At 67.7% G+C, this 21,230-nt stretch carries 17 protein-coding genes; 6 read left to right on the forward strand and 11 right to left on the reverse strand.

All coding sequences use genetic code 11. The annotated features are described in order from the left end of the window. Positions 1–89: 89 nt before the first annotated feature. Both WS51_RS10505 and WS51_RS10510 read right to left on the reverse strand, forming a co-directional pair. The gene (locus WS51_RS10505; RefSeq protein ID WP_059944642.1) at positions 90–938 is read right to left on the reverse strand and encodes a phytanoyl-CoA dioxygenase family protein; all 849 of its coding nucleotides are present in this window, start codon (positions 936–938) and stop codon (positions 90–92) included. 31 nt (positions 939–969) lie between these two features. After that, entirely contained in the window at positions 970–1,773 is an 804-nt protein-coding gene (locus tag WS51_RS10510) for an ABC transporter substrate-binding protein (RefSeq protein WP_059794905.1), read from the reverse strand. A gap of 577 nt (positions 1,774–2,350) precedes the next feature. On the opposite strand from WS51_RS10510, the gene WS51_RS10515 reads away from it, so the two are divergent. Next, on the forward strand, positions 2,351–3,217 hold the full coding sequence (locus WS51_RS10515) for a LysR family transcriptional regulator (RefSeq protein ID WP_059543477.1): 867 nt from the start codon (positions 2,351–2,353) through the stop codon (positions 3,215–3,217). A gap of 60 nt (positions 3,218–3,277) precedes the next feature. Here the strand turns inward: WS51_RS10515 and WS51_RS10520 are convergent, their stop codons facing one another. Beyond that, the gene (locus tag WS51_RS10520; protein ID WP_069229186.1) at positions 3,278–4,462 is read right to left on the reverse strand and encodes an amidohydrolase family protein; all 1,185 of its coding nucleotides are present in this window, start codon (positions 4,460–4,462) and stop codon (positions 3,278–3,280) included. A gap of 68 nt (positions 4,463–4,530) precedes the next feature. After that, complete coding sequence (locus tag WS51_RS10525) at positions 4,531–5,730, reverse strand: amidohydrolase family protein (RefSeq protein ID WP_069229072.1); 1,200 nt, start codon at positions 5,728–5,730, stop codon at positions 4,531–4,533. 439 nt (positions 5,731–6,169) lie between these two features. On the opposite strand from WS51_RS10525, the gene WS51_RS10530 reads away from it, so the two are divergent. From WS51_RS10530 to WS51_RS10545, 3 genes are all read left to right on the forward strand, one after another. Beyond that, positions 6,170–6,793: an outer membrane lipoprotein gene (locus WS51_RS10530; RefSeq protein ID WP_059501360.1), complete on the forward strand. Its 624-nt coding sequence runs from the start codon at positions 6,170–6,172 to the stop codon at positions 6,791–6,793. 899 nt (positions 6,794–7,692) lie between these two features. Further along, entirely contained in the window at positions 7,693–9,417 is a 1,725-nt protein-coding gene (locus tag WS51_RS10540; RefSeq protein WP_236872353.1) for a S8 family peptidase, read from the forward strand. A gap of 172 nt (positions 9,418–9,589) precedes the next feature. Next, positions 9,590–10,099, forward strand: coding sequence for a GNAT family N-acetyltransferase (locus WS51_RS10545; RefSeq protein ID WP_059501354.1), 510 nt, complete (start codon positions 9,590–9,592; stop codon positions 10,097–10,099). A 263-nt stretch (positions 10,100–10,362) separates the two neighbouring features. On the opposite strand, the gene WS51_RS10550 is transcribed toward WS51_RS10545, so the two are convergent. Next, positions 10,363–11,010 carry a hypothetical protein gene (locus WS51_RS10550; protein ID WP_236872354.1) on the reverse strand — a complete coding sequence of 216 codons (648 nt, stop codon included), beginning with the start codon at positions 11,008–11,010 and terminating at the stop codon, positions 10,363–10,365. 451 nt (positions 11,011–11,461) lie between these two features. Between WS51_RS10550 and WS51_RS10555 the strand changes: the two genes are divergently transcribed. Continuing rightward, positions 11,462–12,823, forward strand: coding sequence for an aspartate aminotransferase family protein (locus WS51_RS10555; RefSeq protein WP_059543481.1), 1,362 nt, complete (start codon positions 11,462–11,464; stop codon positions 12,821–12,823). A gap of 262 nt (positions 12,824–13,085) precedes the next feature. Here WS51_RS10555 and WS51_RS10560 read toward each other — a convergent pair whose 3' ends face one another. Both WS51_RS10560 and WS51_RS10565 read right to left on the reverse strand, forming a co-directional pair. Beyond that, a complete protein-coding gene (locus WS51_RS10560) occupies positions 13,086–14,285 on the reverse strand; it encodes a M20 aminoacylase family protein (RefSeq protein ID WP_236872355.1) in 1,200 nt (399 codons plus the stop codon). Positions 14,286–14,299: 14 nt separating this feature from the next. Continuing rightward, on the reverse strand, positions 14,300–15,535 hold the full coding sequence (locus WS51_RS10565) for a diaminopropionate ammonia-lyase (protein WP_069229076.1): 1,236 nt from the start codon (positions 15,533–15,535) through the stop codon (positions 14,300–14,302). Positions 15,536–15,714: 179 nt separating this feature from the next. Between WS51_RS10565 and WS51_RS10570 the strand changes: the two genes are divergently transcribed. After that, complete coding sequence (locus tag WS51_RS10570; protein WP_059543483.1) at positions 15,715–16,191, forward strand: Lrp/AsnC family transcriptional regulator; 477 nt, start codon at positions 15,715–15,717, stop codon at positions 16,189–16,191. Positions 16,192–16,207: 16 nt separating this feature from the next. On the opposite strand, the gene WS51_RS10575 is transcribed toward WS51_RS10570, so the two are convergent. From WS51_RS10575 to mhpT, 4 genes are all read right to left on the reverse strand, one after another. Then, positions 16,208–16,825 carry a 3'-5' exonuclease gene (locus WS51_RS10575; protein ID WP_059543484.1) on the reverse strand — a complete coding sequence of 206 codons (618 nt, stop codon included), beginning with the start codon at positions 16,823–16,825 and terminating at the stop codon, positions 16,208–16,210. Between the two features lie 190 nt (positions 16,826–17,015). Further along, positions 17,016–18,740 (reverse strand): tannase/feruloyl esterase family alpha/beta hydrolase, encoded by a 1,725-nt coding sequence (locus WS51_RS10580; RefSeq protein ID WP_069229077.1) that lies wholly within the window; start codon positions 18,738–18,740, stop codon positions 17,016–17,018. 28 nt (positions 18,741–18,768) lie between these two features. Further along, positions 18,769–19,917 carry a porin gene (locus tag WS51_RS10585; protein WP_069229078.1) on the reverse strand — a complete coding sequence of 383 codons (1,149 nt, stop codon included), beginning with the start codon at positions 19,915–19,917 and terminating at the stop codon, positions 18,769–18,771. Positions 19,918–19,984: 67 nt separating this feature from the next. Further along, positions 19,985–21,190 (reverse strand): 3-(3-hydroxy-phenyl)propionate transporter MhpT, encoded by a 1,206-nt coding sequence (gene mhpT / locus WS51_RS10590; protein WP_059448876.1) that lies wholly within the window; start codon positions 21,188–21,190, stop codon positions 19,985–19,987. Positions 21,191–21,230: the final 40 nt, after the last annotated feature.

The raw sequence follows: 21,230 nt of genomic DNA on the forward strand, positions 1-21,230 counted from the left end.
CGCTCGACAACGATCGCACGCGGCGGCCGCTTCATCGCGAAACGGCCGCCGCGCGCGTGATCGGGTGCGGCGTCGTCGATCCGCGCCGTTCAGATCGCTCCGACCTGTCCCGCGCCGTGCGACCACACGACCGGAAACAGCGGATGCTCGAGCGGTGCGCCGTCCGGCAATTCGTCGGCGAGCCCCGGGAAATCGGGCGACGTCTTCCAGCGGCGCGGCGCGTGACGGATATCGTCGCCGACGAAGCGGATCGAGAACGCGCGCCGGCGGTTCTGCGTCCCGCCCGACGCATGCAGCGTCAGCATGCGGAAGCACACCATGTCGCCCGGCTCGAGCGCCCAGTGGCGGATCGGGAACGCCGAACGGTCGGCTTCGATGTCGGGCAGGTCGGCGAGGCTGCCTTCGGGGAACCACTTCGCCTCCTTGTCCATGAACGTGCGCGGCATCAGCCACGGCCCCCGGTGCGAACCCGCGACGAATTCCAGCGTCGATTCGAGCGGCACCGGATCGACGGGAATCCACATGCTGACGTTGTCGTCGCCTTCGATGTTGTAGTACGGCTGATCCTGATGCCACGGCGTGCGCTGCCGCGTGCCGGGCTCCTTCACGAGCAAGTGATCGTGATGCAGCCGCACCGTCCGCGTGCCCATCAGCGCGGCGGCTACCGACGGCGCGGGCGAGCGCACGATGAAGTCGCGGTACGCGTCGTTGTGCTGCCAGTTGCAGAAGTCCTCGAAGAACCAGCCCGGGTCGTCGGGCCGGCTTGCGACCTTCGCGCGCTCGCTGGGCTGCGCGAGGTTCGCGTCGATGCCGGCGCGCAGCGCGGCCACTTCGTCGGGCGAGAAGATGCCCTTGATGCATACCGCGCCTTCTTCGCGGAACGCGGCGATCAGTTCGGGCGTCACGGTTGTCGCGACGCGGTCCTGGATACTCGTCATGGCTTGCCTGTCGATTGAATAAGTCACGGGGTCACGGTGCGGTGCTCAACTGCTGCTTCGCGCCGTAGATGTCGAAGTCGAAGTATTTCGCGGCGATCTTCTGATACGTGCCGTTCGCGCGGATCGCGGCAATCGCGTCGTTGAGCCGCTTTTTCATCTCGGCGTCGCCCTTGCGCAGGCCCATCGCGACGCCGTAGCCGGTGATCCGCACGTCGGTCACGTCGGGGCCGGCGAATGCGTAACCCTTGCCGCGCGGCGTCTTCAGGAACGAATAGCCGGCCTGCGTCTTGTCCTGGAACGTCGCGTCGAGACGACCGTTCACCAGATCCTGATACACCTGGTCCTGGTTCTGGTACGACACGATCGTCACGCCCTTGGTCGCCCATTCGGCCTTCGCGTACGCCTCCTGCGTCGTGCCCTGGTCGATCCCGACACGCTTGCCGGCGAGCGATGCGGCGGTCGGCAGCAGCTTCGAGCCGGCCGGCGCGACGAGCGCGCCCGGCGACGCGTACAGCTTGTTCGAGAAGTCGATTTGCTTGAGGCGCTCGTCGGTGGCCGTCATCGCGGACATGATCACGTCGAACTTGCGCGCGCGCAGCGCCGGAATCATCCCGTCGAAGCTCTGCTCGACCCATACGCATTTCGCGCGCAACTGCTCGCAGATTGCGTTGCGCAGGTCGATGTCGAAGCCGGCGAGCGAGCCGTCGGGCTGCTTCGCCTCGAACGGCGGATAGGTGGGATCGATGCCCCAGCGGATCGTCGCCGTGTCCTGCGCGAAAGAGACGAGCGGCGCGAACGCCATCATGGAAGCGACGAGCTTTGCGGTTCGATTCATGACCTGTCCTTTGTGATCTCGACGTGGCGGGCAAGCGCCGGACGTCCGGTGGGGAGCGTTGCGCCGGCATACCCGGCGCGGTGCGCGAACGACGGGGACTTCGATGAAACTGCGATGCAGTCTAGACCGCTCAATTTTTGAGCGCAAGGCGAAGGAATGAAGTTGGCGTGGACCGGCGGGGACGATACGGAGAAATCGCGCGGGAAGAGCGACGTAACACGCACAATATAAAAATTTACCGGGGATTTTCGGGTAATCAGGCGTTTACCCGGTAATGCACATGGTTAGCGGACAGTGTTTTTGCCGAGATATCCATCAGCCGGCACGATCGCGAATTGCTTGCAAATCACGCCCCACACCTCATGAGATACGCGATTGGCGATTCCGACCTATACCGCATCGATCAGCGCGTCCGCCCGCCTCGGCATCTTAGTCGCGCGCCGCAATCGGCCACGCCGCGCAGCCGCTCCCCACGCACCGCGTCCGGCGAAACCGCGATTGCCCACGGACGCACGCCATGTTAAAAGTCGTCGCGCATATTTAAAAACGAAATGTCTGAAGCCGGAAAAGTGCGGAAATGAATAGACCTTTGTTCGACCTCGACCTGCTGCGCGCACTCGTGATGGTCGCCGACTGCGGCAGCTTCACGACTGCGTCCGCGCGCCTGCACTCGACGCAGTCGACGGTCAGCCAGAAGGTTCGGCGGCTGGAGGAGATCGCCGGGCATCGCCTGCTCGACCGCGGCACGCGCGACGTGCGCCCGACGGACGCCGGCGTGACGGTGCTCAGCTATGCGCGACGCATGATCGCGCTGAACGACGAGATGCTGGAAGCGCTGTCGGGCACGACCGTCGCGCTGACGATCCGGCTCGGCGTACCCGACGATTTCGCGGCGGGCCGCACGACCCACGCGCTTGCCGCGTTCAAGCGCGATCATCCGCAGGTGAAGCTCGAGGTGACGTGCGGGCTGAGCCGCGACATCTGCGCGGCCTACGATCGCGGCGAGCTCGACCTGGCGCTGATCAAGCAGCGGCGCGACAGCCGCGAGGCGGTGGTGCGCTGGCCGGAGAAACTGCGCTGGATCGACAGCGCGCAACATCCGACGATCGAGCTCGATCCGGTGCCGCTCGTCGTGTTTCCGCCGCGCGGGCTCTATCGCGACGACATGATCAAGGCGATCGAGGAACGCGGCCGCCGCTGGCGGATCAGCTTCACGACGTCGAGCCTGAGCGGCATCCAGGCGGCCGTCGCGGACGGGCTCGGCATCAGCGTGCTGCCCGCGCGCGCGGTGACCGACGACCACGTTGTGCTGACCGAGGAACACGGCGGCTTCGCGCCGATCGAGAACATGGACATCGCGATCCTGCATCGGCCGACGGCCGATCCGATGGTCAGCGAACTGACGAAAGCGCTCGCGGCGATGCTGGAGCACGAGGACGAGTGAGCACGGCGGCGCGGGCCGGCATCGACCGGGCCAACGCGCCCTCACGATGCAGCGCTCGGCTCAGACGAGCTCGCCGTTGCGCGCGACGATCTTCCCCGACGACACGACGAGCCGCCGTGTCGGCCGCGCGACGACGGCCTCGGCGAACGTCAGCGCATCGACGAGCACGACGTCCGCACGCTTGCCCGCCTCCAGACCGTAGTCGGCGAAGCCGCACCCGCGTGCCGCGCCATGCGTCACGCAATCGAGCGCGACTTCGAGCGCATCGTCGCGGCGAAAATTGTTGCGCATGCCGATCAGCATCGCGCGTTCGAGCATGTCGGGCGAACCGTACGGCGTCCACGTGTCGCGCACGCCGTCGTTGCCGCCGATGACGGTCACGCCGGCCGCGCGGCATGCGTCGAGCGGCGGCACCGGCACGTCGGCCGGCGCGGTCGTGACGATCGCGACGCCGAGTTCGGCCATCCGCGCGAGCAGCGCGTCGCGTTCGCGCTCGGCAATGTCGCCGAGGCAAAAGCCATGGCTGATCGTGACCTTGCCCTGCATGCCGAGCGCGGCGGTGCGCTGCAGGATCAGATCGAGCGAGTACGCGCCCATCGACCCGCGCTCGTGCAGGTGCAGGTCGAGCCCGCGGCCGTGACGCTCGGCGATGCCGAACAGCACGTCCACCGCCTCGACCGGATCGCCTTCGATCGCGCACGGGTCGAGCCCGCCGAGCAGGTCGGCGCCCGCAGCCAGCGCATCGGACAGCAGCGCGGCGGTGCCGGGCCGCTTCAGCACGCCCGACTGCGGAAACGCGACGATCTGGATCTCCACCTGGCCGCGCAGCGTCTCGCGCGTCGCGAGCACGCCGTGCAGATGCCGCAGGCCGGCCTCCGTGTCGACGTCCACGTGCGTGCGGATGCGCGTCGTGCCGGCCGCGAGGAACGCGCGCGACAGCGCGAGCGACGCGGCGCCCGCATCATGGCCGCTCGTCGCGCGGTAGTGGCGCTCGTTCTCGATGCGGTCGACGAGGCGCGGCCCCACCGCATTGCGGTACCACGGCATCCCCCAGTGCGTCTTGTCGAGATGCGTGTGGCCTTCGACGAGGCCGGGCAGCGCGAGCGCGTGCGCACCGTCCTCGATTGCGCAGCCGGCGGGCGCGTCGAGCGACGGGCCGACACGCGCGATGCGCTCGCCTTCGATCAGGATGTCGAGCGCTTCGTCGGCGTGCGTGCGGACGTTGCGGATCAGCAGGTTCGTCATGTCGGTTCCGGTGTGGTCGGTCGGTGCACGCGCGTCACGATGCATGCAACGCGACGGCGCCCGGGTCGTCATCGCGCGAAGCGCAGTGCCGGCGCGAACGGTGCATCGGTATCGCTCTCGCCGCGGCGAAACACCCAGCGTTCGGCCGGCACGCCGGCGACGGCGGCCGCCGCATTCGGTGCGGGCACCGCGACGAAGCTCGCGTCGCAGCCGACCGCGATGCCGTAGTCGGCCTTGCCGATCGCGCGCGCGCCGGCATGCGTCGCCATGTCGAGCGCGATGCCGAGCGCTTCGTCGGTGTAGAAACCCGAGCGGTAGCCGACCATCATCGCGCGTTGCAGCATGTCGCCGTTGCCGTACGGCCACCACGCATCGCGAATGTTGTCGTTGCCGGCGAACACGTGCACGCCCGCATCGCGCAACTGCCGCACGGGCGGGAATGCGCAGTCGCCCGGCGCGTTGGTCAGGATCGACACGCCGGCGTCGGCGAGCGCGGCGGCCGCACGCTCGACGTCGCGATGATCGACCTGACCGAGTGCATATGCGTGGCTCACGTTCACGCGGCCGTCGAGGCCTGCGGCGCGCGTGCGGGCCGCGATCCGCAGCAGTTGCGCGATGCCGGTTTCGCCCGGTTCGTGCAGATGGATGTCGATTTTCGCGCCGCGCTTCTCGGCGATGCCGAACACGATGTCGAGCTGGCCGTCCGCGTCGCCGTCGAGCGTCGTCGGATCGATCCCGCCGACCACGTCCGCGCCTTCGCACACGGCCGCATCGAGGATCGCGGCGGTGCCGGGGCACGTCACCACGCCGGCCTGCGGGAATGCGACCAGTTCGATGTCGACGATTCCGCGCCATTGTTCGCGCGCGGCCATCACGGCCTGCAGGTTCGACAGGCCCGTCGTCGCGTCGACGTCGACGTGGCTGCGCATCGCGATCGTGCCGAACGCGGCGGCCTGCGCGATCAGTGCATTCGCGCGCTCGACGATCGGCGGCGCGGCCGCGAGTTGGCGCTTCTCGATCGCGAGCCGCTCGCGCAGCGAGCCGGCCGGTTCGTGCGGCACCCAGCGCTCGCCGACGAAGCTCTTGTCCAGGTGAATGTGGCCGTCGACGAAGCCGGGCAGCACGACGCGCCCGCCGAGGTCGATCGTTTCCACGCCGGGCGCGGCGGTGCAATCGGCCCCGATCGCGACGAAACGGCCATCATGGACGACGAGGTTGACGGGGCGGCCGTCGGCATCGACGGCGTTGGTGAAGAAGCGATCGGTCATGGCTCGAAACGTGAGTGGGCCGTCGTTATGCAACGCCGACGTGAACGGGAGGGGGAGCCGCGGTCGGCACGGCACGGTGCGGCCGTCGGCTCGGAATGCAGCCACGATATCGGACCATGCGGCGAGTGGCCAATTAAATGTCGCGATGCCGCGCATTCGATTTCGCAATATGCGGCACGAGCAGCCGGCCGTGCATGGGTGACGGCGGGGTCCGAACGCGGCGACGACGGCACGCTTCGCGCCGATATCTGTCCGTCGAACAAGCGGCCGCGAAACGACGTGTCGACCAACCGCGTGTGCTGCGATTTACGCGGCAACAGACTTTACACGTTGTTACCCGGCCGCAACGGACGCGCATTCGGCCATTCCTTATACTCACGCCGAGTTCGCCATCCTCACGGAATCCGCCGGCGAACACGTTGCCGATGCAGGAATCATCATGATGCGCATGCCTTCCACGAAGACCGTTCTGTTCGCCTCGCTCGTCGCCGTGGCGGCGCTTCCGCTGACCGCCTGCGTCGCGCCCGGCTACTACGGCGCGCAGCCGGGTTATCCGCAGCAGCAATACGCGACGCCCGGCTATGCGCAGCCCGCGTACTCGCAGCCGGGCTACGTGCAGCAGCAGCAACCGTACTACGACCAGTACGGCAACTCGTCGCAATACGGATCGCAGCCATATGGCCAGTACGGCAATCAGCAGCAATACGGCAACGGCTACGGCACGCAGTACGGCACGGTCGCGAACATCCAGCCGGTCAATGGCTCGGTCGGGCCGTCGGGCGTTGCAGGCACCGTCGTCGGCGCGCTGATCGGCGGCGTGCTCGGCAACCAGGTCGGTCGCGGTCACGGCCGCGATGCGGCCACCGTGATCGGCGCGCTCGGCGGTGCGGTGGCAGGCAACCAGATCGGCCAGCAAATGGGCGCCGCGCAAGGCCCGAGCAGCTATCGCATCGACGTGCAGGTCAGCGACGGATCGATGCGCTCGTTCGACGTACAGTCGCCGGGCAACCTGCGGCCGGGCGACCGCGTGCAGATCAACGGCAATCAGCTGTCGCGGTATTGATGCCGCGCGGGCGTGCGGCGTTTGCGTAACGGCAAGCGCGGCACGTTCCGCAGCGCGCGACGCAATCGCATCGCGCGCATTTCGTTCGACTTCCCTGTCGCTTCGACGCGCGTCGTCGCGCCGCCCGCATGCTTTGATCGATGCACGCGTGCGATATATCGCCGCTTCTCGGACACATCGTCCGGACATTTCGTCATTGCCGATCGCGTCCTCTGCCACACGACGGATTGCCACCGTTCGCGCGGCCATCGGCGTTCAATCCGCAGACAAATTCGCGAATTTGGGAACACGCCGGGCACCCGGAGTTGATCGCGCGCATCCGTCTTCCCTTGCTGTGTAAGCGTCGTGCCCTGCGACGAAGCCAACCGCCACACCAGGCCGCAAATGCGCTGCCTGAATCTCATCTCCAATTTTAGGAATTGTCTTATACCCGCGACGGCCTCGCTCGCGCATACTGCGATCTGCTGTTTTCGAGTACGGCGCGATGCGCCGCCAGGTTGCGTTGCAGCCAGCAATATCCCCCACTTGCCAAACCCTTGCCGAAGGCGCCGCGCGCGCTGCCGGCAGGTGCGCGTGACGGGCACATGCCCGCGTCCTTTGACCGTGTGACCGGCATTCGAGCAATGCCGGCCATCTGCCGCTCCGTCCGGGGGGCCGTCCAGTCAAGCCTCGCGCTTTCGGTCGCTTTCCACGGCAAGGCCACTCGATTCGCGATCGCCGTATCTCGCCCCGGCGCCGCTCGCAGCCGTGCCGGGGCAATCGCCGGCGCGAAGCCGGATGGCGACGTACGCGTCGGCACGGCGTCGTGCCATGCAAGGCTTGCAAAACGCGCGATTTGGTCGGCGATACGCCAGCGCCGAGAAACCTGATGCAGCGCGCCTGATTTCGCGGGCGCCACCGTGCATCTTCACGACAACACTCATCGCTCGAGCGGAGTTCGCGACGAGACGGCCATTCAATCAACAGACCGGGAATGGAAACATATGCACACCTTAATGAGTAACCTGATGCGATCACGCATGATGAAAGGCATGACCGCCTCGCTGCTCCCGGTCTTGCTGGTTGCATGCGGCGGCGGCGGCGATGGCGGCAATCCGGGCAATTCGACGGTCGAGACGCACGATCCCGCGATTCACGAGCCGGCCCCGCCTGAAGGCGGTTCGAGCGAGCATGCCGACGACAGCACCTGGCATGAACACTGCCACGCCGACGACACGTCGATGGTGGCGGCGGAAGGGCCGGCCTTGAACATGTCCACGAATCAGTTGATCGTGAAGTTGCGCCCGCATGTGTCGGCCAGTGATTCCGGATACGGTCGCGGATCGCGCAACGCGTCGGTCGACGTCGACGCGCTCACGCGTGTCGTCGATCGGATCAATGCACGCGCCAACGCAAGCGCGAACGCGTCGCGCGGGCTCCCGGTGCGAATCGCAGTCAAGCGGGTGATGTCGGGCGGAAGCGCGGTCCTGTCCACCACGGGCGCTGATCCATCCGTGGCCGCCCTTGCCGACGAGCTCATGCGTGAACCGGAAGTCGAATACGCCGAACCGGATGTCCGCGTGCACGCCAGTGCGCAACCGCTCGATCCTCATTTCCGCGACATGTGGCATCTCCACGACAGCGACGTTGCCATCCGCATGCCCGGCGCGTGGGACGTGACACAAGGCAACCGGGAAATCGTCACCGCGGTGCTCGACTCCGGCATCACGCCCCATCCGGAGCTTGCAGCGAACGTGCTGCCCGGATACAGCTTCGTCAGCAACGCGCTCGCCGCCAATGGCGTGCCGCGCGGGCCGCGCGCCGACGATCCGGGCGACTGGCTCAGCGACGAAGAAACGTCGGCCGGCGGAGCATTCCACGGACTGCCCGCACAACCCAGCAGCTGGCACGGGACACGCGTCGCGGGCATCATCGGCGCCACCGCGAACAACGGAATCGGCATCGCCGGGGTCAACTGGTACGGCGCGGTGCTGCCGGTTCGTGTGCTCGGCAAGGGTGGCGGATCGACGAGCGACGTCGTCGACGGCATGCGCTGGTCCGCCGGCATCCCCGTCGCCAGCGCGCCCGCGAATCCGCATCCCGCGCGGGTCGTGAATCTGAGCCTCGGGTCGATCGGCGCGTGCAGCCGTACGTTTCAGGAGGCAGTCGACGTACTCAATGCGAAGGGCGTAACCGTCGTGGCCGCCGCCGGCAACGGCGGCAACAATACGATCGACATGCCCGCGAACTGCCGTGGCGTGATCTCGGTCGGAGCGAGCGACACTACCGGACGGCGCGCATTCGACAGCAATACACATCCGCGTGTGACGCTCAGCGCGCCGGGCACGGGAATTCTTTCGCTTGCCAACGACGGCACGCGTGCGCCGGGCGCCGCCGATTACGGCATCACGAGCGGCACCAGTTTCGCGGCGCCGCAAGTGTCCGGCGTGGTGTCGCTGATGCTTGCGGTCAATCCGCGTTTGTCGCCGCGCGAAATCGCGGACATTCTGAAGCGCACGGCCCGATTCCCCGCGGTTGCGCAGACAACGCGCTCGTGCCGCGTGATCGCTCCCGGGCGAGGCATCCTCGACGCGCGGGCCGCGATCAACGCGGCAGCTGGCACGCGAAGCGGCAGCCGCTCATGAGCGAGTCGAACCACGGGCTCGATCGCACCGTCGTCGCGTACTGCCTCCGGTACGCGCGAAGCCGCACACTCGCTCACGCTGCCGCAGGATTCCGATTAGCATAAGCGCGACACGTCGCGCACCCGATCCCGGCGCGCGTCGCCTCGCACTGCGCTGCTCCGGAACCCTCCCGATGACGATCACGACCCGCCTGCTCGACGCGGCCGATGCCGCCCGTTTCCAGACCGTTCGCCTGCGCGCGGTCGACACCGCGCCCACTTCGTTCCTGCCGACACTCGCCGAGGAAGCCGCCGTACCGATCGACGAGTTCGCGACGCGCATCACGCCGACACACGAACGGGCCGTATTCGGCGCGTTCGACGGCGATACGCTCGTCGGCATCACGGGCGTGCGCCGCGACGCGCGCGCGAAGATCGCGCACAAGGCAACGATCTGGGGCGTGTTCGTCGATTCCGCGTATCGCGGGCGCGGCATCGCGCAATCGCTGCTCGACAACGCGACCGCGCATGCCGCGCAGGCATGGCAGTGCAAGCAATTGATGCTCTGCGTGAACGCGGTCAACGGCGCGGCGGAACGGCTGTATGCGTCACAAGGTTTCGTGCGCTTCGGCACGGAGCCGCGGTCGCTATTGGTCGACGGGCAGTTTTACGACGAGCACTACATGGTGAAGACGTTGGCGTAGCGTGCGGCCGCCACGTACGGGAAGCCGCGCTTACGTAAGTGAGCACTGACCCACCAGCGCAATGCGCTTGGAGGCGCCCCGTCATCCGCAGCCACGCCGCCACGCCGCCGACCAGCGCCCTATGCGGGCGCCGAACGACGCGATCGAGATGTGAGCACACACTAACTTTCCATACAACAGGCCCTCTCGACCCGCCATCGCCGGTTTATGCGCAAAAACTCCAATAGCAGCCACTCGGCCGTCGACACCGGCCGATCGACTCCTCATCTGCCGGCAGTCGCGCCCACACCGCCCGGCGCCCTGTCCTCTCCCGCCGAAGCGACCGGTTCGAACATCAACACCAGGTCGCCCCGATAGCTTCCGTTGACCTCGGCCGCACCGCGCGCGGCCGGCGCAATGGCGCTGACCGTCAGGCTGCGCGTTTCGTCGTACCCGTTGATACCCGGCTTGGCCACTGTGAGCGTGCGGGCGCCGTCGCCCACGATTTCCGTGTGACCTGTGTTGTTTGCCAGCATGACTTTCGTATCGGTCATGTCGTAGCGGCCGTTCGACAACGTCAGCGGCTGCAGCAGCGCGACGTGGATATCGGGGTTCGTCGTGTAAATGCGGACCGGCAGCGTCGCGCCGAACGCCCGCCGGGCGCCGCCCGTCGGCTTCAGTTCGACCACACCATATCCGGCTGCCGTGTCCGGCTTCGACACGAACAGGCTGTCGTCGATGCGCGCCGTCAGCCGGATCGTCTTGACGACCGCTTGCGGCGACGTCGGGCCTGCGTGGACGATGCCGGTGAATGCGATGCATCCGGCCGCCGCGATGATGCATTTGCCGATCTTCATTTTGTATTCCGTATTCAGGCCGTCTTTTTTAAAATCCGAACACCGTTCATTACCGGCTCGGTTCGAACTCGGCATTCCGTCCACTCCATTCGTCCGCGACATTTCGTTATCTCGGAATTCGAATGCAATATCCCCGTGGAATGCGCTGTTTGCCATCGCGTACGAGATCGAAAATGCGGTCGCCTTGCACGCTCTCGGTTGATTTCGCCATTCGCAAGGCAGAATTCACTGCATCCGGAGATGCCGTCACACGGCGACATGCTCGAACGATAGGCCGTGAAAAGCCGGAAAAAAATACAGGGAAACCTTCATGCGGATTTGCGGTTTTTATTCACCTGTGCCATCGCTCGATCAAATAAAGTCAAGCAATGCATGACACGGGTAATTCGCGTGTCACGCACGGCAAGTTGCGCGGCATTCCCTCGCGTCGGCCAGCTCCTGCACGCGCCTCGGTAATTTCGCCTCTATTCAGCCCCCCGCCCTCCGCGCTATCGTCTTCGTCATCTTCACAACCGAGGAGCCGCACTTGTCTTCCCGCCACGGAGTCGACCTCATCCGCGCCCGCGCACTGTTCGATCGCGAGCGCCGTGCATTCACCGAAGCCATGCCGATCTCCCGGGCGTTGTCCGCGGAAGCGTCGGAGCATTTGCTGTTCGGCGTGCCGTTGCACTGGATGCAGGACTGGTCGACGCCGTTCTCGCTGGTCGTGAAGGAAGCGCGCGGTGCGACGTTCACCGACGTCGACGGCCATCGTTACGCGGACTTCTGCCTCGGCGACACCGGCGCGATGTTCGGCCATGCACCCGAGCCGGTCGCCCGCGCACTTGCGGAGCAGGCGACGCGCGGCTACACGACGATGCTGCCGAGCGAGGATGCCGCATGGGTGGCGCGCGAACTCGCGCGACGCTTCAAGCTGCCCGTCTGGCAATTCGCGCTGAGCGCGAGCGACGCGAACCGCTTCGTGCTGCGCTGGGCGCGCGCGGCCACCGGCCGCAACACGATCGTCGTGTTCAACGGCTGCTATCACGGCACGGTCGACGACGTATTCGTCGATCTCGTCGACGGCCGCCCGGTGCAGCGCGACAGCCTGCTCGGACAGTCCTACGACCTGCTCGCGAACACACGCGTCGTCGAGTTCAACGATCTCGACGCGCTCGAAGCAGCGCTGAAGGATGGCGACGTCGCATGCGTGCTCGCCGAGCCGGCGATGACGAACATCGGGATGGTGCTGCCCGATCCGGGCTTCTGGGAAGCAGCACGCGAGTTGACGCGCCGCTACGGCACGCTGCTCGTGATCGACGAAACGCACACGATCAGCAGCGGCCCGGGCGGCTACGCGGCCGCGCACGGTCTCGAACCGGACGCGCTGGTGGTCGGCAAGCCGATCGCGGGCGGCGTGCCGTGCGCGGTGTACGGGTTCAGCGCCGAATTCGCGGCGCGCGCGAAGCAGGCAAAGCTGAACGCGCCGCCCGGCCATTCCGGGATCGGCACGACGCTCACCGCGAACATGCTGGCGATGCGCGCGGTGCGGGCGACGCTCGCCGACGTGGCGACCGAGGCCGCGTATGCGCACATGTTCGAACTGGCCGCGCGGCTTGCGACCGGGCTCGAGCGAGCGATCGCGAAACGCGGGCTGCCATGGTGCGTGACGCGCATCGGTGCGCGCACCGAGTTCCAGTTTACGCCCGTGCCGCCGCGCAACGGCACGATCGCGGGCGAACAGCTCGACAGCGAGCTCGAGCACATCGTGCATCTGTACCTGCTGAATCGCGGCGTGCTGATCACGCCGTTCCACAACATGATGCTCGTGTGTCCGCAGACGACGACCGACGACGTCGATATGCTCGTCGCGCAGTTCGACGCGTGCCTGGGCGAGCTCGTCGAATGATTGAATGCCGGCGGCGGAGAAACCCGCGGATCGATTGACGCACCCTCCGCCCGAAGCGGAGGACGCCCGCCGCCGGCGATGCACGTTCGCATCGGCACGTGTTCGATGGGACATTGACATCACGATCGTGCACGACACGCGGGATGACGCGGAAAGTCCTGGCGATCCTCCATCGCACGAGCCCCGCCGACGCGCCGGGCAAGCGGGCGGCGCAAGCGTGAAGCCGCACGCAGGCCGTGCTGCTCCGCCGGCCTGACGCCCGTTACACCGCCTTCAGCGCGCGCCGCGCCACTTCCGCTAAATAGCGCGCACCCACCGGCAGGATCTCGTCGTTGAAATCGTACGTCGCGTTGTGCAGCGGCACGCCGCCGCGCGCGGCCGCATCACCGTTGCCGATGAACACGAAGTTGCCCGGCACGGCCTGCAGGAACGCGCCGAAGTCTTCGGAGATCATCATCGGCTGCACGTCGGCGTTCACCGCGTCGGCGCCCGCGACCTGTGCGGCGGCCTGCACGGCCGTGTCGACCCATTCCGGAGAATTCACCGTCGGCGCGAACTCGTGCGTGTACTCGAACGTGCAGGTCGCGCCGTGCGCGCGGCAAATGCCTTCGCTGATCTCGCGCATCCGCGTTTCCAGCAGCGTCTGCACGTCGCGCGAATAGCTGCGCGTGTCGCCCTTGATCGTCACCGTCGACGGCAGCACGTTGCGCAGCCCGTCGGTGATGAACTCCGTGCACGAGATCACGGCCTGCTCGCCCGGATCGAGATTGCGCGACACGATCGTCTGCAACGCAAGCACGATCTGCGAACCGATCACGATCGGATCGATGCCCATGTGCGGGCGCGCCGCATGCGTGCCTCGTCCATCGATTCGGATCACGAAGTTGTCCTCGCTCGCCATGATGCCGCCCGCGCGCGTCGAGAACGTGCCGGCGCGCATGCCCGGCATGTTGTGCGCGCCAAAGATCGCGTCGACCGGGAAGCGCTCGAACAGGCCGTCGGCCATCATCGCCTTCGCGCCGCGGCCATGCTCCTCGGCCGGCTGGAAGATAAAGCGCACCGTGCCGTCGAAGTCCTTGCGCTCGGCCAGCAGTTGCGCCGCGCCGAGCACCATCGACATGTGGCCGTCGTGCCCGCACGCGTGCATCTTGCCCGGCGTGCGCGACGCATGTTCGCGGCCCGGCGCGTGCTCGGCGATGTTCAGCGCGTCCATGTCCGCGCGGATGCCGATCGCGCGCGTGCCGGTGCCGGCCGTCAGGTTCGCGACGAGCCCGGTGCCGCCGATCCCGCGATGCACGTCGAGCCCGAGCGTCGTCAGAATCCGCGCCACGTAGTCCGATGTGTTCACTTCCTCGAAACCCGTCTCCGGGTGCTGGTGCAGATGCCGGCGCCAGGTTTTCAGTTGTCGCTGCAGCGTGCTTTCTTCCGTTGCGTCCATCGTGCTTGCCTCGTCGGTCGTCATGTCGTTTGGTTCGCTCAGGCCATCGCCGCTGCATGGTCCAGCCAGTCGCGCTGGCGCGCGAGCACCGCGTCGGCCGTGTCGCCGACGCACTGCCGGTAGACCGACGGCGCGGTCGCGCCTTCCGTGTTGATCGCGAGCACGCGCGCGTTCGCGTCGAGCCCGATCTGCCGCGCCAGCGCGGGGTCGCGCATCAGCACGGTCAGCCCCGCGATGCCCGCCGCGCCCGACTCGCCGGACACGAACGGCACGTCGCGTTCGCTGCCGGCGGCAAGCCCGCGCATCGCCTGCACCGCGTCGTCGTCGTCGATCAGCATGAAATGGTCGATGCACGGCTCGAGGAAGTCCCACGCGAGCGGCGACGCCTCGCCGCACGCCAGCCCCGCCATCACCGAATCGACGCTGCCGGTCGCCTTCGTCGCGCGCCCGGCGAGCGCGCTCTGGTACAGGCAATCGGCCTGACGCGGCTCGACGACGATGAAATGCGGCCGCCGTGCGCCTGCGTGCTCCCACAGATAGCTCGCGACACCGGCCGCGAGGCCGCCCACGCCGCCTTGCAGGAACACGTGCGTGAACGGCCGGCCGTCTTCGCCGGCGGGCTGCTGCGCGAGCGCCTCGGCCGCGATCACGCCGTAGCCCTGCATCACGTCGCGCGGGATCGCCTCGTAGCCGTCGTATGACGTATCCGACACGACGTGCCAGCCGTTCGCGTCCGCGAGCCGCGCGGCGTGCACGACGGATTCGTCGTAGTTGCCGGCGATCCGCACGATCCGCGCGCCGTGCGCGGCGATCGCATGCTCGCGCTCCGCGTCGACGCGCGCATGCAGCACGATCACGCAGCGGCAGCCGATCGCGTGCGCGGCGGCGGCCAGCGCGCGGCCGTGATTGCCGTCTGTCGCGCTGATCACCGTGAGCCCGGCCAGCGACGCCGCGTAGCGCCCGGTGACGAGCCCGCACGGATCGAGCGCCTCGTTGCGCCGCAGCCGCTTCACGAGCCGCATCAGCGCGATCGGCGCGCCGAGCGCCTTGAAGCTGCCGAGCGGCGAACGGCACGCTTCGTCCTTCACGCCGACGCTCGCGACGCCGAGCCGCGCGGCCAGGTCGGGCAATATGCGCAACGGCGTGCGCGCCGCGCCGACGAGCGGCCAGTGCGACAGCCACGCGCCGCTCTCGTCGGCCGCGGCGATGTTCATGATGCGGCGCAGCGCGTCGGGATAATCGGCGCGCTGCGCGCGGGGATTGGCGATGAGCATGGCGGAAAGGGCTCCGGAAAAGGGCGGCGCAGGCGGCCCGTCGGTGGATGCGGTACGCGCGCATACGGGTTGCGCTCGCCGTCGGTCCGAAAATAATATTGCGCAAGCCGGTCAACAAAATCGCCAAATCAGCGAGCCGGACGCAAAAATTTCTCATTTTTCGAGGCTACCGCGCCATCATGTCCATTCCACTCGATACGTTCGATCGCAAGCTGCTGATGGAAGTCCAGCGTGACGCGCACACACCTCAGAACGAGCTCGGCGCCCGCGTGAACCTGTCGACCGCCGCCGTGAACCGTCGCTTGCGGCGGCTCGCGGAAAGCGGCGTGATCGAGCGCTATACGGCCGTCGTCGCGCCGGAGAAGGTCGATCATCCGCTGACGATCGTCGTGAACGTCGAAGTCGAGAGCGAGCAGATCGACCAGCTCGACGCGATGAAGCGGACCTTCGAGCGCTGCCCGCAGATCCAGCAGTGCTACTACGTGACCGGGGAATGGGATTTCGTGCTGATCCTGGCCGTGCGCAACATGGATCAGTACAACGCGCTCACGCGCGAGCTGTTCTTCGCGAACAACAACGTGAAGCGCTTCAAGACGCTGGTGAGCATGAGCCGCGTGAAGGTCGGGCTCGAGGTGCCGGTCGAGGCCGGCGAGTGAAGGGTGACGACCGACGTCAGCGCCGGTCGGCGGCCAGCGCGCCGAAAAACGTCGCGACCTTGGCCTTGCTCGTCGTCTGCAACCGCGACATGAGCCCGTGGTCGACTTGCCGCAGCCCGTACGTCTCGCCGATGTCGCGCTGCATCCGGCACCAGAGGTGGGTCGCGATCTCCGCATCGACCATCGCGCGGTGCGCGCGGCCTGCCTTCGGCAGCCGCAGCATGTCGGCGAGGCTCGACAGCCGGTGACTTTGCGCGTGCGGATAGATGCGCCGCGCGACGAGCATCGTGCATGCGAACGCATGATCGGCCGCCATGCCGAGCATGCCGAGCTCGGCTTGCCAGAACCGCTTGTCGAAGCCGGCGTTGTGCGCGACGACGGGGTAGCTTCCGACGAATGCCGCCGCTTCCTTCATGACCTTCGACACCGGCGGCGCCGACGCGATCATCTCGTTCGTGATTCCGGTGAGCGCGACGACGTCGGACGGAATGCGGCGACCCGCGTTCATCAGGCTCTGGTATCGGTCGACGATCTCGCCGTCGCGCAGCAGGATTACGGCGATCTCGGTCGCCCTGTCTCCCATGTTCGGGGAAAGCCCGGTTGTTTCGAAGTCGAGTACCGCTACGGTTTGCATGGTCGAATCAGGGGAAGGATGCCTGGCGAGCCACGTCGATCAAGACGCGTCGCGCCGACGCAAAAGCGCAATAGTATCCCCGGATGCGGTGTCCGACGGCAAACGCCGTCGTCGTGCGGCACTTTCGCTGCAAGACGACGGCGAACGTACCGATGCATCCGCGCATCGATACGTTCACATGCCGGCTACATCAACGACAACTGAAGCTCGCTGCCGAATTCACGTCGCCCGAGCCGTTGTAGCGGGCAACCTGCGGATACGGACACAGCGGACGCGTGCGTCCCGCTCCCCACGACGCCGGCACGTCGGCGTTCGGCACCGCGTTCGTCGTGTCGCGCGCCGTGGCGACGATCGCCGTGGGCGCCTGCCCCTGCTCGACCCACGCGACGAGCGGCGTCAGCATGTCGAACTGGTCGGCCGCCGGCCCGCCCGAGCAATGGTTCATGCCCGGCACCGGATAGAAGCGCGCGAAGCTCGACGCGTCGCCGCCGTTCGCCTGCGCGAGCCGCCCGTACCAGTCGCTCGTGTCGTTGTACGAGAACACCGGATCGCCGGTGCCGTGATAGACCAGCAGCTTCGCGCCGCGCGACTTCAGCGCGGACAGGTTCGTCTCGTCGGGCGGCGTCATGAACGACCACGCGGACTGCGTGTACACGCCGTTCGTCGCGAAGATCGCGGGCGCGTCGTTGTCCATGTCGAAGCCGAGCGCGAAGCCGGCGAGGTTCGCGAGCGTCGCGGCGGTTTTCGGCGGCGTCATGAACGTGAACGCCATCGCGGCCGGATCGAGCGTGATCGAGTTCGACTGCTTCCACGCCGCCCAGCCGCCGGCCGCGATGCCCGGATCGTACGGAAAGCTCGCATAGAGCGCCGTGCCCGCGCTGTTGCGTGCGCCCGCGAACACGTTCTCGAGCGCACTCTTCTGCGCGGTCGTCAGGCAGGCGCCGGTGCGCGTGCCGTTCGCGCAGGTCGGGATGTCGGCCTCGACGCTGAAATGCGCCTGGCAGGCGGCGACGTCCTGCACCATCCCGTCGGTCACGCCGTCGAGCGCATCGCACTTGTCGAGGATCGCCGCACCGACGAACTTGCGTTCCGCATCGGTGAAGCCGCTGCGAATGTCGGGCAGCCCATTCGTGCCGGTCGCCGACGCGATCTTCGCGAACTGCTGCGCGCCGTACATCTCGCCGATCGCCGCCTTCGGCAGATGGAAGCCCGGGTCGCCCGCGATGATCCCGTCGTAGTCGCCCGCGTTGCGCACGGCAGTGACCATCGCGTGACGGCCGCCGTTCGAGCAGCCGCCGAAATAGCTGCGGTCGGGCGCCTTCCCGTATGCGAGCCGGATCACCTGCTTGGCCATCGGCGTGAGCGCGTCGACGGCGCCGTAGCCGTAGTCGAGCCGCGCCTGCGGATCGAGGCCGAACAGCGGGTTCTGCGCGGCGCTGTGCCCGGAATCCGAGCTGATCACCGCGAAGCCCTGATTCAGCGCGTCGGTCAGCGGGCCGCCGCCGCCGATCTCGCCGGTCGCGGTCAGGACGTTGCCGTCGAGCCCGCCGTTCGCCTGGTAGAAGAAGCGGCCGTTCCACGCTTTCGGCAGACGCATTTCGAAGCCGATCGCGTAGGTCTGGCCGTCCACCGCGCTCACGCGCTCGTTCATCTTCCCGGCGATCACGCAGTGTTCGGCGATCGGCTTGCCGGCCACCGTCAGCGCGCCGGCGGCCGCGGTGGTCACCGACGTGAACGACGTGTTCGCGTACGACAGCTTCGCGGCGAGCACGTCGCAGGTTTGCGTCATCGCGGCCGGCGTCGCGGCGCTCAGGTGCGTCGGCGTGGCGCTGACGGAATCGTCGCCGCCGCAGCCGGCGAGCATGGCTGCCGCCGACAGCGGTGCGATGCAGAGGAATGCAGATTTCCTGTTCAAGATGTCTCCCCTTCGTCAGGCTGCCGGATCAGAACATGTGCCGCACGCCGACCATCGCGCCGAGCTGCCCCATCCCGGCGCCGGGCGTCGTGCCGGGCCCGCCGCCGCTGACCGCGTAGCGTGCATGCGCGCTGTTCCACAGATACGAAGATTGCGCATAGACTGCCGTGCGCTTGGTCAGCAGATAGGTCGCGCGCAGCGTGGCCATCGTCGCGCGCGTGTCGTGCGCGCTGTTGACGATCCGGTAACCCTCGCCGTCGACGATGAAATCGGGCTTCACCGCATACGACGCACCGAGGAAGAACAGGTCCGAATGCGCGCCCGGCGCGGCCGGCGAGCCGGTCGACACGCGCCGCCCGATCCAGCCCGCGCCGATCCGCGCGCCGGCGCCCTGCGCATACGCGCTCACGTGCGTGCGCGCGTCCTTGCCGCCGCTGCTGGTGAAGGGCACCGGCGCGATGCCGTCGAAGAAGTTCGCGGCCGCGCCGGTGCCGCCGCGCTGCTCCTCGTACGATGCCGCCGCACCGAAATACGCGCTGTCGTACTTGAGCATCACCGACCAGTTGCGGCACTGGACGGCATCGCCCGGCACCTGCCCCGCGCACGTGCCCTGGCCCGGCGAGTTGCCGGTGCCCGCGCCGTCGCGGCCGAACGAATACGCGGCGCCGAGCGTCACGCCGCGATACGTGCCGACGTAGGTCACCGCGTTGTCGGCGCGGCCGTTCGGCACGTATGCGTCGAACGAGCCGAGCCCGTAGATGTCGGGGCCGATGATGTCAGCGCCCTGAAGCGCGAGGTAGGTCATCGTGTACTGGCGGCCGAACGCGAGCGTGCCGAAGCCGCTCTTCAATCCGACGAATGCCTGCCGCCCGAACAGCCGGCCGCCCTGGCCGAGATCGCCGCCGCGCACGTTGAAACCGCTTTCGAGCGTGAATACCGCCTGATAGCCGCCGCCGAGATCTTCCGTGCCGCGCAGGCCCCAGCGAGACGGCAGCTCGCCGGTCACGCCCGGCACGCGCACGACGTGGTCGCCGGCCGCGTTCGCGTGCGACACGAACTCGACGCCCGTATCGATGATGCCGTACAGCGTCACGCTCGATTGCGCGTGCGCACCCGGCGCGGCAAGCGCGCAGCACGCGCCGGCGGCCAGCAGGCCGTTCCTTGTCTTCGTCTTCATTTCGTTGCGTCTCCAGACCGTGATGAGTTGCGCGCTCTGACGGCGCGCATTGAAAAAACGAAGCGTTTCAGTCGCCGGCTTGCGGGCGGCGAATCAGCACGAAGGCAGCGAAGGCCGCGACGAGCGTGACGGGAATGCTCGCGCCGATCACGACCGGCGCGCTGCGGCCCGCGGCCAGCAGCGTCGCGGCCGCGAGCGGCCCGACGACGGAGCCGAGCCGGCCGACGGCCACCGCCGCGCCGACGCCGGTGCCGCGCATCGCGGTCGGGTAGTAGATCGCCGCGAGCGCATACAGCACCGACTGACCGCCGACCACGAACATCCCGGCGGCAAATGCGGCCGCCGCGAGCGACGCGAAGCCGGGTGCCGCCGCGAGCGCGGCGAGCGACAGAACGATCCCGGCATACATGCCGCCGACCACGCGCGACGCGCGCATCCGGTCGAGCGCCGCGCCGATGCCGAGCGCACCGAGGCCCGCGCCGACGTTGAACGCGATCTGCACGAGGCCGACATGCGCGCGATCGAGCCCGCGCGATGCCATCAGCGACGGCAGCCAGTTCAACAGGAAGTAGAGGACGATCAGCGTGCAGAAGTAGCTGACCCACAGCGCGACGGTCGACGTCGTGCGGCCGTCGCCGAACAGCGTGCGCGCGACGCTCGTGCGCGCGGCCGGTGTGCCGGCGACATCGAGGTACGCGCGCGATTCCGGCAGGAACCACGCGAGCAGCGGCACGAGCAGCAGCGGGCCCAGGCCGCCGACGTAGAAGATGTGCCGCCATTCGGTGTCGCCGGCGAGCAGCACGCCGATCACCGACGCGATCACGCCGCCGAACGGGATACCGCAATACATCGTGGCCACCGCGCTGCTGCGCGAGCGCGGCTCGACCGCTTCGGACGACAGCGCGATCAGGTTCGGCATCGCGCCGCCAAGGCCGATGCCGGTCAGCACGCGCACGACGACGAGCATCGCGAAGGTCGACACCTGCGCGGTGGCGAGCGACAGCAGCCCGAACAGCACGGCCGACGCGATCAGCACGCGCTTGCGACCGATCCGGTCGGCGAGCCGCCCGCCGATCATCGCGCCCGGTAGCAGCCCGAAGGTGCCCGCGCTGAACGCGATGCCCATCTGCGACACGGAAAGCCCGAATTCGCGTGCCATGCGCGGCGCGGCGACGCCGACCGACTGCAGGTCGAGCCCTTCGAGAAGGGCGATCGCGAAACACAGCGCGAGCGTGGTCGCGACCGTGGGTTTTGCGGCAACGTAAGTGTTCATCGTGTCTCCATTCCCATGTCTCGTATGTCTTGTAGTCGTC

It is taken from the genome of Burkholderia territorii, assembly GCF_001718335.1.
Classification (GTDB): Bacteria; Pseudomonadota; Gammaproteobacteria; order Burkholderiales; family Burkholderiaceae; genus Burkholderia; species Burkholderia territorii.